Origin of the sequence: Saccharopolyspora sp. NPDC000359, assembly GCF_040300525.1 — a bacterium.
Lineage (GTDB): Bacteria > Actinomycetota > Actinomycetes > Mycobacteriales > Pseudonocardiaceae > Saccharopolyspora.
Map to the genome: position 1 here is coordinate 100,930 of NZ_JBEPDU010000009.1, position 12,889 is coordinate 113,818.

Consider the following 12,889-nt stretch of genomic DNA (forward strand, 5'->3'; position numbering starts at 1 on the left):
AGGATGCGCCGCCACCGACTGCAACTCGTCGAACTGCCCGACGGCCGCAAGGAATTCGGCTGGATGGCCAATGGGCTACCCAGCTTCCCGTTCGGGCTCGCCCCGAAGGGCCTGGCGACCCGACGGCAGCTCCGCGCCGCCGGACTGTGCCCCGGCGGGCACGCCCCCGTCGCCCAGATCGTCTGGCGCCGGGGGAAGGCGTGGGCCGGGCTCTACGACCTCCACCACGCCAAGCCCAAGCGGGTGCCGACGCTGGCGCAAAGGCGGGCTCTGGCCGCGGCGATGGCCGCCCGCCGCCGCTGCACCCGATGCGGCCGAGACGCGGGCTACTGCCTGCCCCGACCGCGCACCTGCTGGACCTGCACCACGACCGACACCACGGCACACGCCGCCTGAGCAGGAAGGAACGAGGACATGAACAGCAACGTGTGGCACCTGACCAGGAAGAAGTCCTGGTGGAACGGGACGGTCACCACCTGGTGCGGCTTGCAGGCCCCGACCAGCGACACCTTGTCCGAGTACTTGTACTTCGGGCCCGCCGCGCCGAAGTGCACGGCCTGCAAGGCCGCGAAGAAGAACCGCTAGCCCCGCCCCGGCCCAGCAGCACATTCCGCCAAGAACCCCTGCTGGGCCGGGCCCTAACCCCAATCAGCCCTCTCGAACTGACCAGGAGGACTTCCGATGCTAGAGCAGCAGTGGACCGACTACGACGAGCTGGTCCTCGACGCGATGGGGATCGACAGCACCGGTCTGGTGCTGTGCAACACGCCCGCGGCGCGGTCGGAGTGGGAGCCGGAGCGGCTCTTGCAGGCCGCCGCGGACGGTGAGTTGCACGTCTACGGCGTGACCGAGGACTGGTCGGTGGTGCGGCTGTGGATCGACGGCCGCCCGATCACGGTGGACGAGCAGGAGTACGTGATCGACATGCTCGGGGACTTCCTGGTGTTCATCGGCACGCGGGTGGCGTTGACCGCGCACGGCCGGGAGATCCTTGCCTACTGGACGCGGGTCAACAAGCTGGATCGGGGTGAGCAGGGATGACGCGCGTGGCGGAGGCCCTGCTGATCGCGCTGGGGCTGCTGATTCTCGGTGCCCGGTTCGCCGTGGTCGGCGTGTTCACCGCAGGCCTGCCCGCGCTGGGCCTGGTGGCCTTCGCGGTGCTGTCCGGGGCGGTGCGCACCGCGGTGCTGCTCACGGTGTTCCCGCTGGTGGCGATGGCCTGGATTGCGGTGCACCTGGCCGACGCGCTGGGGCAGGCGGTGCCCGCGCCGCGCTGGCCGCGAGTGCTGGAGGTGGCGTGATGACGACGCGCCAGCAGGGCGGGGACGTGGTCGACGCCTACCTGTCCCACGACGACAGCGCGGAGAACGAGACGCAGCCCTACCGGTGGACCAGCCAGGACACGTTGGAGACCGACCCGCACGGCTTCCCGCCGGTCGCGGCCGAGGTCGACGACGTCGCGCTGTGGCCGACGGTGCGGGACCGCAAGGGCCGGGTGGTGCGCTCGTACCGGCCGGACCCGGCGGCGGTGCAGACCGCGGTGACCCGGTCACGGGCGATGCAGGCCTACGACATCGCCGAGCTCGCTGAGGCACCCTCCCACGAGGAGATCGCCGAGGTGATCGCCCAGGGCGCGCGGCAGCGCGCCGACCGCCGAGCCCTCATCGAGGCCCGGCACCGGCACCAGATCCGGCAGGGCTACGCGCAGATCGACCACGAAGCCGCAGCCGCGGACGCTGAGCGGCAGCACGCCAACGACGTCCGCCAGGCCCAGCGTCGCCAGGCACGGGCCACCGACCCCACAAGCCTGCTGGTGCGGCTGGCGTGGGCGGAGAAGTGGCTGCCCGCACTGGCGATGGTGCCCGCGGCCTTCGCGGTGGCGGCCGGGGCGGTCAACGTGTTCACCGAGTTGCAGCGGATCAACCCCGCCACCTGGTTGGTGAACTGGGCGGTGGAGCCGTTGTTCACGCTGCCGCTGGTGGTGATCCTGCTGGCGCAGATGCTCGGCGCGCTGCCCAAGCCGGACTTCTCCCGCGGCGTCGGCGCCGCCTTCCGGGCCAACCGCTACGTGGGCATGGAAGTCGCGCTGACCGCGGTCGCGATCGTGCTCAACGTGGTGCCGCACTGGCTGCCCGACCACCACTGGACCGGTGATCTCGTCTGGCTGGTGGTCCCGGCCGGACTCGCCTTCTCCGCCTATCTCGTCCCGCGCCTGGTGACCGACATCCGCCAAGCCCTCCGGGAGTGGTCCGCCGAGGCCTCTCGCGGGGGCGAGAACCGGGGGTTCTCCACCGTGTCTGACCTGCGTGGGAAGAACCCGGCGAAGGCGAGCGAGAACGACACCGAGACCCCACGCGAGAACCCGTCGCAACGCCCGATCCGAGAGCCCGAGAAGCGCACCAAGCCTGAGGCGCGGGAGGCCTTCTTCGCGATGGTCGAGCGCGGCGAGATCGACCCGGAGAACGACTCGGTGAACACGGTGGCGAAGAAGCTCGGCACCCGCTGGGGCAACGCCAGCGAGTTCCTCGCCGAGTGGCGCGACGCGACCACGTCGGCCGCCTGACCAACCCCTGAAGCACCCACCACGGCTCCGCCGCTTGCGAGCACCGGGGCGGGGCCGCCCCAACCCTTTTCCTGCCCTACGGCACCCCCACGAGGTGAATCGACATGATGCCGCACGAGGAGAACGCCATGGGTGAGGTGATCCAGTTCCCTCACCGCGACGGCACCGAGCAGACCGACGGACAGGTTGTGCGCGCAGTCGCCGAGCGCATCAGTCCTGAGGAGACGACCGCCGCGGAAGGCGGCAAGTCCACCGAGCTGGTGCAGCGGCAGCGGGCCATCCCTCCGGCGCTGGTTGGCAAGGAGGCGGTCAAGTTCACCGCCCGGCACCTGTACTACCTCGGTGGCGGTGCCTGGGACACCGTTGCTGCCACCTACGCCCGATGGACTGGCCGTGACATCGACGCCCGGATCGCCGCAGCGCAGGCCGCAGGCGATCACGGAACGGCCGCGCAGCTCTCGGCACAGCGCAACGAGTCCCGAAGGCTGTTCGTCGAGCGGATCAAGGTCTTTGGTGAGCTGCTGGTGAAGGCCCCGAAGTTCTTCGCGGCCACCGGCTTGCTGGTCGCCGCGATCACGTTGATCGTGGCCATCATCGCCCAGATTCAACCCGGTGGGCTGACGTTCGCCACCGTGTGGACGGGGCTGTTCGAGGCCCTGGCCGTCGGGTTCGACTGGGTCGCGTGGGCAGCGTCTTGGGCACCGTGGGCCGGAGTGGCGCTGCTGGTCGGAGTCCTGATCAAGGGTTACAACACCCGCAGGAACCGGCAGGGTGTGCCCGCGTTCCTGGCCGCGCCGGGCTCCGGCGCTCAGGACGTCGAGATCACGCCGAGCGTGGTGGTGTCGGCGTTGCAGCGCTGCGGAATTCCGGCGCTGCGGCGGGCGATCGAGCGCATGGATGAGCACCAGCGGGCGGCGATGCTCTCGCCGATCAAGCTCGCCGGGTGCGGTGTGGAGCTGGACGTAACTCTGCCCAGCAGCGGTGACACGACCGCGACCACCGAGCAGGTGCGCGCCAAGCGGCGGGCCATCGCTGAAGGTCTGGGCCGTCACGAGCACGAGGTGTTCATCACCTCGGCCGAGGCCGCCCGCACCGTGCGGCTGTGGATCGCCGATCCGGGTGCGCTTGACGAGCCGATCGGTGAGTCTCCTCTGGTCAGCGACGGTTTCGACAAGGCCGACATCTTCTCCGGCAAGGCTCCGTGGGGCGTGACCCTGCGCGGGGAAGCGTTCCTGCTCAAGCTCTGGCAGTGCCACCTGCTGATCACCGGATTGTCCAACCAGGGCAAGACCGCCGCCTTGCGGGCGTTGCTGGTGTGGCTGCTGCTGGACGCCTCGGTGGAGATCCACCTAGCCGACCTCAAGGGCGTCGGCGACTACAACATGTTCAAGGACCTGGTTACCACCTACATCGCCGGGCCGTCGGACACGCACGTGGCCAGCGCGACCGACATGGTCGAGTGGGCTGTGTACGTCATGAACAACCGGATTGAGGAGCTGGAGGCCAACGCCGACAAGTACCCCAACGGCATCACCGCGGAACTCTCCCGCAACCCCAACAGCGGGTTCCACCCGATCATCCTGGTCGTTGACGAAGCCCAGGTTGCCTACGAGTGCCCCGCCAAGGACGAACACGGCAACCCGTACGGCGGGTCGAAGGCCAACAGCCGGTTCTTCAACGCGGTCCGCAAGATCCAGAACCAGGGCCGGGCGGTCAACGTGACGTTCTGGCAGGGCACCCAGGACCCCACCAACGAGAACCTGCCGATCCGCGCCCGCAACGGCGCCCACATCCGCGCATCGCTGGTCGTGGCCACCGAGTCCCAGTCCCGCATGGCCCTCGGCGACGCCGCCGTCGACGCCGGTGGCGCTGCCCCGCACGAGCTGCGGCAGGGTCGGGACAAGGGCGTGCTCGTGGTCAAGGACGCCGACAACACCATCGAAACTGTCCGCACCCACTTCATCGACGGTGCCACCGCCGAGCTGATCACCGAACGCGCCCGCACGCTGCGCGCCGGTACCACCCGCACTCGCGCAGCAGAGCCCGAGCAGCGAGACCTGCTGGCAGACGTCGCAGAAGTCCTCGGTGACGAGGACAAGGTCAAGGCCACCGACGTGGTTGCCCGCCTGCGCAAGCTCGCCCCGCGCTACCAGCCCTACGAGCTGCTCAACGCCGACAAGCTCAAGGACCAACTCGACGCCGAGGGCGTCAAGGTCACCAAGGCAGGCGTGCTGACGGTGTATGCGGAGCGTGTTCGTCAGGCCCTCGCGGCACGTGGAGGAGGGAGCGACGACGAGTAGGCCGCAAGCCGCCCCACCAGCCCTCCGGCCTGGGGCGCACGCCTGCCGTCCCTTCGTTCCCTTCCGCGTCATAACACCAGCTCAACCCGAGGGAGAGGGCTAAGGGAGCAGGTAAGGGAGTTCTCCCTACCCTCGCCCGAATTCCCTCTCCTGTTCCCCCGCCATTCCCTACCCCAAGTGACCACACATGGTGACTAATCGAGGTGTTCCGATGAACGACTTCACACCCCCGAGCGACCTCCATGCCGATGATCCGGCGGTCGACGTGGTGCGCGGGTTTCTCGGCTCGCTCATGTCCTGCTCTGCCCGCCAAGCGCTGAACCTGCCCGGCATGGGACTGCCGCGACTGCGTGAGATCGCGCAGTTGCTGGGACAGGCCGAGGTCGACTGGGCCAGCCCCGACCTGGGGCTCACGATCCCGCAGCTGCGCAGCATCACCCACCCGGTGGCCCGCCGGGCCTGGGACGCCGCGGCGCAGGGCCGACCGCTGTTGCTCGACGACCGCGACTGGCTCTGCTGGCGCTGCGACCCCCAGTTCCGCACCCGCCGCTGAGCGCGCGCCAGCCGAGTTTGGAGGATTGATGCTGACGATCACCGACTTGTTCTGCGGTGCTGGGGGCTCGGCGTTGGGGGCCACCGCGGTGCCCGGCGTGGAGCTGAGAATCGCGGCGAACCACTGGCAGTTGGCTGTGGAGTCCCACGCGGCGAACTTCCCGCGTGCCGAGCACGACTGCGCCGACATCTCCCAGATCGACGTTCGCCGCTACCCGAGCACCGACCTGTTGTGGGCCAGCCCGGAGTGCACCAACCACTCCATCGCTCAGGGCCGCAAGCGGTTCGACCAGCCGGACCTGTTCGGCGAGACCCTGCCTCCCGAGGCCGCCGAGCGCTCCCGAGCGACGATGTGGGACGTACCGCGGTTCGCCGAGCATCACCACTACCGCGCGATCGTCGTGGAAAACGTCGTGGACGCGGCGAAGTGGAGCATGTGGCCAGCATGGCTGCACGCCATGCAGTGCCTCGGCTACCGGCACCAGCTGGTGTTCCTCAACTCCATGCACGCCCCCGCGATCGCCGCGCCGCGCGCTCCGCAGAGCAGGGATCGGCTCTACATCGTGTTCACCAAGGAAGGCGACCCGGTGCCGGACGTGCAGCCGCGGCCGATGGCCTGGTGCCTGGATTGCGAGCGCGACGTCGAAGCCGTGCAGTCCTGGAAGCGCCCCAACACGCCCTGGGGCCGCTACCGGGCGCAGTACCTCTACCGCTGCCCTCACCAGCAGTGCCGCCACCGGGTCATCGAGCCGTACGCGCTGCCCGCTGCCGCGGCGATCGACTGGAGCCTAAAGGGACAGCGCATCGGGGACCGCAAGTCGCCGCTGAAGCCCGCGACCCTCCGGCGGATCGAGGCCGGGCTGCGCAAGTACTCGGCTGTCCCACAGCTCGTTCCGGCCGGTGGTGGGTGGAACGTCTCCACCAGCCCGATCGACCGGCCGATGAGAGCCCGCACGACCCGGGAGACCGAAGGACTGCTGGTCCCCAGCGAAGGCGGGGGCAACGGTGCCGCCCCGCTGTCCTGGCCGACGACGGCGATTCAGGCCACCGGCCGTGCGACGGCGATAGTCGTGCCGTACTACCGCACCGGCACCGCCCGCCCCACCACCGATCCGCTGCCGACGGTGACCACCCACGACCGGCACGGCCTGGTCAAGCACCACGAACGCACCGAGTCTCCCGGTAACGCCCCGAGCGTCGATGACGCCGAGTTCCGGATGCTCGACGTCGGCGAGGTCCAGGCCGCCATGGCATTCCGGCCCAGCTACCAGGTGCTGGGCACCCGCCGAGAGCGGATCCGCCAGCTCGGCAACGCCGTCACGCCGCCCGCCGCGGAGTTCCTGCTGACCGCCATCACCCGCGCACTCGGCCACACCAACGGCCAGCGCGCCGCCTGACCTGGCCTGCAAACCCACTCCAGGAAGGAACAACTAGTCATGGCTGGACTGCCCGAGATCACCATCGCCGGAACCGTGGTCGCCGACCCCGAGATTCGCTACACCGCCTCGGGCGCGGCGGTCGCGAACTTCACCGTCGCGGCCAACGACCGCCGCTTCGACCGCGACCGCAACGAGTGGGTCGACGCTGGGGCCACGTTCCTGCGCTGCTCGATCTGGCGCCAGGCCGCGGAGAACGTCGCCGAGACCCTCACCAAAGGCACCCGCGTCCTGGTGACCGGTGTGCTGCGGCAGCGCTCCTACGAGAAGGACGGCCAGACCCGTTACGCGTTCGAGGTCGACGCCACCGAGGTCGCCGTCTCGCTGAAGTTCGCCACCGCAGAGGTCAAGAAGGCCACCCGCACGGCCGGTGCGCCCGCGGCCCTGGCCGGAGAGCCCGACCCGTGGGGATCGGCCCCGCCCGCCACCGCCACCGCCCGCACCACGAGCGGGTTCGACGAGCCGCCGTTCTGACCCGCCCGTCCTGAAACCGACCTTGGGGGCCCGCTCGGTTGCTCATCCGGGCTGAGCGGGCCGCCCACTCTCCTTAGGAGGTGGCCCTCATGTCCGCACGCGCGCAGCTCCTGCAGTGGGCGCTGTACCTGGCGGAGCGGGGCTGGAGGGTGTTCCCCTTGCAGCCCGACAGCAAGCGCCCAGCACTACACGGGTTCCGGAGCTGCCCGCGCACCGGTGCCTGCGCGAACGGGCACCGCAAGCCCGAGCAGCGCGCGACCAACGACCCGGAGAAGATTCGGCGCTGCTGGTCGTGCGCGCCTTTCAACATCGGGTTGGCGACCTGGCCGTCCCGGTTGGTGGTGATCGACCTCGATCTGCCGAAGCCCGTTCAAACCGGCCGGGACATAGGGGTGGGCCGGACGGGAGCGGAGATCTTCGCAGCCCGCGCGGAGCAGGAAGGCGGGGTGCCGGACACCTTCACCGTCACCACCCCGAGCGGCGGGCAGCACCTGTACTTCCAGGCCCCTGCAGGTATCGAGTTGCGCAGCACCCAGGACGAGCTCGGATCGCTGATCGACACCCGTGCCCGGACCGGGTACGTCGTCGCGCCGGGGTCGATCATCCAGGAAGGTGCCTACGAGCTCTACGACGACACCGACCCAGTCGACCTGCCGGGCTGGTTGGTCCAGGCCCTGTCTCCCAAGCCGTCTACGGCGATCTCAGCGCCACGTGAGATCGCCCCGGTGAAGACCTCGGCGTACGTGGCGGCTGCACTGCGGGATGAGGCCGAACGGGTCGCAGCGGCCAAACCAGGGCAGCAAAACCGTGCCCTCTACTACGCTGCCCTGGCCCTCGGGCGCCTCGTCGCGGGCGGAGCGGTCGGTGAGGAGCAGGTGCGGGCCGCGCTCCACCACGCAATGTCCCGGCTCCCTGACGTCCGCGCCCACGATCCGTGGACCCCAGAAGCAATCGACGCCACGATCACCTCGGGCCTTCGCGGTTCCGCCCATCGCCCCCGCTACCTCGGAACGCGACCGAAGCGAGGCGCGGCATGAGCGACTACCCCGAGCCCAAGCGGGGCGACTGGGTGGCCTTCCACCGCGACCCGGTCTACGGGCCGACGTGCCACCACGGCTGCCGCGCTCCCGGAGGACATGCGGGCTACCCGTGGGTGGGCCAGGTCGAGGACCGCCACCACGAGCTCATCTTCGGCCGAGCGGCCTACCGGGTCCGCTTCTGGCACGAGATTAGGCGCGGCGAAGGTGAGGCACTGACAACCGTCCTGGCTGCGGACCACCTGAGCGCGATCGTCGTCCGCACCACGCAAGTCGACCTGGAAGGTGCCGCATGACCGAAGCTCAACGCACCCGGTCGCTGTGGCCAGTCGGTGATGACAGTCGGCCGACGGTGAGGATCAAGACCAACCCGGATGCGATCCGGGTGCTCACCGCGGCAATCGGGTCGCGAATCCTCCCCGACACCTACGTCCAGGACGGGGCGCCGGTCGTTGTCGAGGTCATCTCAGGTGGCGGCGACCCGACCGCAGGGGATGACGACGTGGCGCTGCCGCTCGCCGCGATGCCACTGCGACCGCCGCTGTTGGCGAGCCTGCTGGCCGAACACGTCCACGTCGTGCGCCCGGAGATGAACAAGGACGGCGTGCCCACCGAGGTCGAGATCTCCCCGAGCGGGCCGGTGCTCAGTGCGGTGCTCTCGCGCCGCTCGTGGCCGGACCTGCCGGTGCTGCGGCGGATCATCTCCACCCCGGTACTGCGCCCGGACGGCACGCTGTTGCAGCAGCCCGGCTACGACCCGAAGACCGGATACCTGCTGGCAACCCGAGCGCATCTCGCCCCCGTCCCCGAACAGCCGAGCCCCGAGCAAGTCGAGGAGTCGCGGCAGTTCCTGCTAGAGCGATTCCTGCGCGACTTCCCCTGGCGAAGCGCGGCAGACCGGGCCAACTACCTCGGGCTGCTCATCACCCCGATCATCCGGCCGTTCACCCGCGCACTGTCCCCGTTCGGAGTCATCGACGCAACCATGCCGGGCAGCGGCAAGACCATCCTCTCCGGCTGCGTCGGCCTGCTGGTCGGGCAGCGAGTGATGACCTGGACCGACTCGGAGGACGAGTTGCGCAAGGCCATCACCACCGTGTTGGCCGACCAGGTCGGCGTCATCGTCTACGACAACCTAGAGGAGGGCGCGGTCATCAGCTCCGCCGTGCTCGCCCGACTGGTCACCGAGCGGACGTGGACCGACCGCAAGCTCGGCTCCAACACCGCCTCGACGTTCCCCAACGACCGGCTGTGGCTGGCCACCGGCAACAACCTGCGCGTCGGCGGCGACATGGCCTCCCGAACCGTATGGGTCCGCCTGGACCCCGACTGCCCTCGTCCTGAAGCCCGCAGCGGCTTCACCATCCCCAACCTCGACAGCTGGATCCTCGACCCGGCCAACCAGGCCACCGTCTTGCGCCACGTCCTGACCCTGATCCTGGACTGGACCGCTGCTGGAGCACCGCGGAGCACCAGCGTCCCGCAGATGCGGCAGTTCACCCGCTGGGCCCAGCACGTCGGCGGATTCCTTGAACACCACGGCATCGGCGGGTTCCTGGCCAACGCCGAGGACTCCCGGGACCTCGACGATGACGCCGCTGAGTGGCGCGCGTTCCTGTTGCGCTGGCACACCCTGCACGGCCAGAAGCGCCTCAGCGCGAACGAGCTCCGTGCCAGCGCCGAACTCGAGTACGGAGCTCCGGACCCCTGGGTCGGCAGCTTCCCCACCACCAACACCGGCAAGCTGCCTAGCCCGAAATCCCTGGGCCGCAAGCTCACCGGCCAGATCGGACGCTGGCGCGGCGACATCGTCCTACGCAGCGTGATCGACGAGGAGACCAACGCCAAGACGTACTGGGTCGAGCGCCAAGCCAGCGCACCACAACTCCCGGAACCAAACCCGGAAACCCGGAAACCCGGGCAGGAGCCTGATGACCAGGGATAACACCGCCCGGAACACCTCTGTGCCAAACCCGGGAACCACCCCGCCAAACCCGGAAACCCGGCACGACCCGGCGATCAAACCCGGAAACCCGGCACTAACCCGGGAGCAAAACCCCAGCGCACAGGGCCGTACCGGGTTTCCGGGTTTAAAACGCCACCTCCCGTCCCTGAGGAAACTACCGAGACCTGCCACTACAACCCGAGCCCCACCGTTCCGGCACGCACTTCACCGTGCGTATCCGATTCCGCACACCGTTCTTGGCCCAGCTCGACACCCGCAAGAGGAATCCGCCTGTCATCGGTAAGGGGGCTCATGACCGCCGCAAAGTTCACACGAGACGAGATCCCCAGGCGACTGCTGTACCCAATAAAGGAAGCGATGGTTTTGCTCTCCATGAGCCGTTCAACCATCTACGAACAGCTCCGTGCTGGCCGACTCCGATCGGTCACCCAAGGAACATCTCGACTCATTCCAGCTGCCGCGCTCAACGAATACGTGACACTGCTCGAAAAGGAAGCACAGGAGGACAGCAGTGGCGAAGCGGCGTAGCAAAGGCGACGGCGGCCTGCACTGGGACAAGAACCGGCAGCGTTGGATCGCCACCGCCAGCCTCGGTTTCAAGGCCAACGGGAAGCGAGACGTCAAGCGAGCAAGCGGCAAGACCAAGACCGAAGCCAAGGACAAGCTCAAGGAGATCTTGCGCGACCACGAAGACGGCCTGTCGTCGGGACCTGACAGGTACACGGTTGCCGATGCTCTCGCCAGTTGGCTCAAATACGGCCTGAATGGCCGAGAACAAGGAACGGTAGAGACCTACCGATATCAGGTCGATGGCCATATCGTTCCACACTTGGGAAAGCAGAAGTTGCGCGCACTCACCGTTGGTGACGTTGACGAATGGCTTGCAGATCGAGCGAAAGTGCTCAGCACTCGAACGCTTCGGATGCTTCATTCAATCCTGAACCGCGCTATTCGACATGCACAGGCCCGCGACAAAGTGAAACGTAATGTTGTCGCACTGTGCGAAGTGCCAACCGGCAAGGAGGGGCGACCTTCAAAAGCATTCACCTTGGCGCAAGCAGAGGCGGTATTGAAGGCAGCCGAGAAGTCGCGTATTCACGCATACGTCGTTTTGTCGATCCTGATCGGCGCTCGCACGGAAGAGCTTCGTGCCCTAACCTGGGACCTGGTCGATCTGGATGGTTCGCCGACGGCTGAGCCGCCTGTACCACGCTCGATCGCGGTATGGCGTTCGGTCCGAGCCAAGGGCGAAACGAAGACGAAGAAATCTCGCCGGACGCTCGCGATGCCGATGCGGTGCGTTGTCGCCCTTCGAGCGCACCGACTTCGACAGCGCCGGGACAAGCAGCTTGCCGGGGCGAAGTGGCAGGAGCACAACCTCGTGTTCGCCTCGCAGGTCGGGACTCCGCTCGACTCCCACAACGTTCGGCGGGCCTTCCGCAAGGTCATCAAGGACGCCGATTGCGGATTGGACCCCGCTGATTGGACGCCGCGCGAAATGCGACACAGCTTCGTGTCCTTGCTCTCCGACTCAGGCGTCAGGGTCGAGGACATCGCCCGCCTGGTTGGGCACAGCGGCACGACCGTGACCGAGACCGTCTACCGGAAACAGATCAGGCCCGTGATCATCGAAGGCGCGCAGGCGATGGACCAGATCTTCGCGAGACCAAATCGGGGGTCATAGTCACGCAGTTTGTCACGCAGCCGGACATCGGGGAGTGCGGCGCTTGTGCCACACCCCCGATGAACTGGCCTTTCATGGTGGGCGCAGTAGGGTTCGAACCTACGACCCCTTGCTTGTAAGGCAAGTGCTCTTCCGCTGAGCTATGCGCCCCAGGAGTGGCCGGGCCGGGGGCTCGGCTGATCACCGCCGACACCTTACCTCCGGGTCGGGGCGATCCGGGCACCCGGTCGGCCACCTGCTGCCCGTTGTCAGCCCTTGAGCTCGGCCAGGGCCTTCTTCCAGACGTCCTGGTCGCGGGCCTCGCCCGGCTGGTTCACCTCGGCGAAGCGGACCTTGCCCTCGGTGTCGATCAGGAAGGTGCCACGGTTGGCCATGCCAGCCGCCTCGTTGAACACGCCGTAGGCCTTGGCGACCTCGCCGTGCGGCCAGAAGTCCGACAGCAGCGGGAAGGTGTAGCCCTCCTTGTCCGCCCACGCCTTCAGCGCGAACGGGGAGTCGACCGAGACGCCGAGCACCTGGACGTCGTCGTTCTGGAAGTCGCTGAGGTCATCCCGGACCTGGCACAGCTCGCCCTGGCAGATCCCGCTGAACGCGAAGGGGTAGAAGACCAGCAGGACGTTCTTCTTGCCGCGGAAGTCGGCCAGCGAGACATCCTCCTTGTTGTAGTCCGGCAGCGTGAAGTCCGGCGCCTGCGCACCGACCTCGACCGTCATGGGCGAACCCTCCTGTTCACGTGACCTTGTCATCGCCGAACCTACACCGCCCGGCCCGGCCGGGGCACTGATCACGCCCGCGGCGGCTCACCAGGTGGACACCACGGCGCCCTGGGCCGCGCGCCCGGAGGTCGCACCGAACCGATCAAGAGCGGGCGCTCCGG

15 protein-coding genes and 1 tRNA gene are annotated in these 12,889 nt (G+C 68.3%); 14 read left to right on the top strand and 2 right to left on the bottom strand.

Features of this window, described 5'->3' with window-relative positions:
* The first annotated feature begins 3 nt into the window (after window positions 1–3).
* From ABT324_RS08825 to ABT324_RS08890, 14 genes are all read left to right on the top strand, one after another.
* The gene (locus tag ABT324_RS08825; protein WP_351173970.1) at window positions 4–396 is read left to right on the top strand and encodes an RRQRL motif-containing zinc-binding protein; all 393 of its coding nucleotides are present in this window, start codon (window positions 4–6) and stop codon (window positions 394–396) included.
* A gap of 18 nt (window positions 397–414) precedes the next feature.
* Window positions 415–585 (top strand): hypothetical protein, encoded by a 171-nt coding sequence (locus tag ABT324_RS08830; RefSeq protein ID WP_351173973.1) that lies wholly within the window; start codon window positions 415–417, stop codon window positions 583–585.
* 96 nt (window positions 586–681) lie between these two features.
* Window positions 682–1,041, top strand: coding sequence for a hypothetical protein (locus ABT324_RS08835; protein WP_351173976.1), 360 nt, complete (start codon window positions 682–684; stop codon window positions 1,039–1,041).
* Complete coding sequence (locus ABT324_RS08840) at window positions 1,038–1,301, top strand: hypothetical protein (protein WP_351173979.1); 264 nt, start codon at window positions 1,038–1,040, stop codon at window positions 1,299–1,301. The genes ABT324_RS08835 and ABT324_RS08840 overlap by 4 nt, the downstream gene beginning before the upstream one ends.
* Window positions 1,301–2,563 carry a hypothetical protein gene (locus tag ABT324_RS08845; RefSeq protein WP_351173982.1) on the top strand — a complete coding sequence of 421 codons (1,263 nt, stop codon included), beginning with the start codon at window positions 1,301–1,303 and terminating at the stop codon, window positions 2,561–2,563. The genes ABT324_RS08840 and ABT324_RS08845 overlap by 1 nt, the downstream gene beginning before the upstream one ends.
* Window positions 2,564–2,667: 104 nt before the next feature.
* Entirely contained in the window at window positions 2,668–4,863 is a 2,196-nt protein-coding gene (locus ABT324_RS08850; RefSeq protein WP_351173985.1) for an FtsK/SpoIIIE domain-containing protein, read from the top strand.
* A gap of 211 nt (window positions 4,864–5,074) precedes the next feature.
* Window positions 5,075–5,416, top strand: a complete 342-nt coding sequence (locus ABT324_RS08855; RefSeq protein WP_351173988.1) for a hypothetical protein — start codon at window positions 5,075–5,077, stop codon at window positions 5,414–5,416.
* Between the two features lie 28 nt (window positions 5,417–5,444).
* Window positions 5,445–6,812, top strand: coding sequence for a DNA cytosine methyltransferase (locus ABT324_RS08860; protein WP_351173991.1), 1,368 nt, complete (start codon window positions 5,445–5,447; stop codon window positions 6,810–6,812).
* Window positions 6,813–6,851: 39 nt separating this feature from the next.
* On the top strand, window positions 6,852–7,325 hold the full coding sequence (gene ssb, locus ABT324_RS08865; RefSeq protein ID WP_351173994.1) for a single-stranded DNA-binding protein: 474 nt from the start codon (window positions 6,852–6,854) through the stop codon (window positions 7,323–7,325).
* Between the two features lie 89 nt (window positions 7,326–7,414).
* The gene (locus ABT324_RS08870; protein WP_351173997.1) at window positions 7,415–8,362 is read left to right on the top strand and encodes a bifunctional DNA primase/polymerase; all 948 of its coding nucleotides are present in this window, start codon (window positions 7,415–7,417) and stop codon (window positions 8,360–8,362) included.
* Window positions 8,359–8,658: a hypothetical protein gene (locus ABT324_RS08875; RefSeq protein ID WP_351174000.1), complete on the top strand. Its 300-nt coding sequence runs from the start codon at window positions 8,359–8,361 to the stop codon at window positions 8,656–8,658. The genes ABT324_RS08870 and ABT324_RS08875 overlap by 4 nt, the downstream gene beginning before the upstream one ends.
* Window positions 8,655–10,307: a hypothetical protein gene (locus tag ABT324_RS08880; protein ID WP_351174003.1), complete on the top strand. Its 1,653-nt coding sequence runs from the start codon at window positions 8,655–8,657 to the stop codon at window positions 10,305–10,307. Before ABT324_RS08875 ends, ABT324_RS08880 begins: the two co-directional genes overlap by 4 nt.
* A gap of 378 nt (window positions 10,308–10,685) precedes the next feature.
* Complete coding sequence (locus ABT324_RS08885) at window positions 10,686–10,856, top strand: excisionase family DNA-binding protein (RefSeq protein ID WP_502949719.1); 171 nt, start codon at window positions 10,686–10,688, stop codon at window positions 10,854–10,856.
* Window positions 10,840–12,012: a site-specific integrase gene (locus tag ABT324_RS08890; RefSeq protein ID WP_351174009.1), complete on the top strand. Its 1,173-nt coding sequence runs from the start codon at window positions 10,840–10,842 to the stop codon at window positions 12,010–12,012. Before ABT324_RS08885 ends, ABT324_RS08890 begins: the two co-directional genes overlap by 17 nt.
* A 75-nt stretch (window positions 12,013–12,087) precedes the next feature.
* Here the strand turns inward: ABT324_RS08890 and ABT324_RS08895 are convergent.
* Window positions 12,088–12,162: transfer RNA gene (locus ABT324_RS08895), tRNA-Val, on the bottom strand.
* Between the two features lie 98 nt (window positions 12,163–12,260).
* The gene (locus ABT324_RS08900) at window positions 12,261–12,725 is read right to left on the bottom strand and encodes a peroxiredoxin (protein ID WP_351174012.1); all 465 of its coding nucleotides are present in this window, start codon (window positions 12,723–12,725) and stop codon (window positions 12,261–12,263) included.
* Window positions 12,726–12,889: the final 164 nt, after the last annotated feature.

What these genes read in the sequence shown, in the direction of transcription:
- ABT324_RS08825 (WP_351173970.1), top strand. Translation starts at nt 4, where the DNA reads ATGCGCCGCCACCGACTGCAACTCGTCGAACTGCCCGACGGCCGCAAG.
- ABT324_RS08830 (WP_351173973.1), top strand. Translation starts at nt 415, where the DNA reads ATGAACAGCAACGTGTGGCACCTGACCAGGAAGAAGTCCTGGTGGAAC.
- ABT324_RS08835 (WP_351173976.1), top strand. Translation starts at nt 682, where the DNA reads ATGCTAGAGCAGCAGTGGACCGACTACGACGAGCTGGTCCTCGACGCG.
- ABT324_RS08840 (WP_351173979.1), top strand. Translation starts at nt 1,038, where the DNA reads ATGACGCGCGTGGCGGAGGCCCTGCTGATCGCGCTGGGGCTGCTGATT.
- ABT324_RS08845 (WP_351173982.1), top strand. Translation starts at nt 1,301, where the DNA reads ATGACGACGCGCCAGCAGGGCGGGGACGTGGTCGACGCCTACCTGTCC.
- ABT324_RS08850 (WP_351173985.1), top strand. Translation starts at nt 2,668, where the DNA reads ATGATGCCGCACGAGGAGAACGCCATGGGTGAGGTGATCCAGTTCCCT.
- ABT324_RS08855 (WP_351173988.1), top strand. Translation starts at nt 5,075, where the DNA reads ATGAACGACTTCACACCCCCGAGCGACCTCCATGCCGATGATCCGGCG.
- ABT324_RS08860 (WP_351173991.1), top strand. Translation starts at nt 5,445, where the DNA reads ATGCTGACGATCACCGACTTGTTCTGCGGTGCTGGGGGCTCGGCGTTG.
- ssb (WP_351173994.1), top strand. Translation starts at nt 6,852, where the DNA reads ATGGCTGGACTGCCCGAGATCACCATCGCCGGAACCGTGGTCGCCGAC.
- ABT324_RS08870 (WP_351173997.1), top strand. Translation starts at nt 7,415, where the DNA reads ATGTCCGCACGCGCGCAGCTCCTGCAGTGGGCGCTGTACCTGGCGGAG.
- ABT324_RS08875 (WP_351174000.1), top strand. Translation starts at nt 8,359, where the DNA reads ATGAGCGACTACCCCGAGCCCAAGCGGGGCGACTGGGTGGCCTTCCAC.
- ABT324_RS08880 (WP_351174003.1), top strand. Translation starts at nt 8,655, where the DNA reads ATGACCGAAGCTCAACGCACCCGGTCGCTGTGGCCAGTCGGTGATGAC.
- ABT324_RS08885 (WP_502949719.1), top strand. Translation starts at nt 10,686, where the DNA reads ATGGTTTTGCTCTCCATGAGCCGTTCAACCATCTACGAACAGCTCCGT.
- ABT324_RS08900 (WP_351174012.1), bottom strand. Translation starts at nt 12,725, where the DNA reads ATGACGGTCGAGGTCGGTGCGCAGGCGCCGGACTTCACGCTGCCGGAC.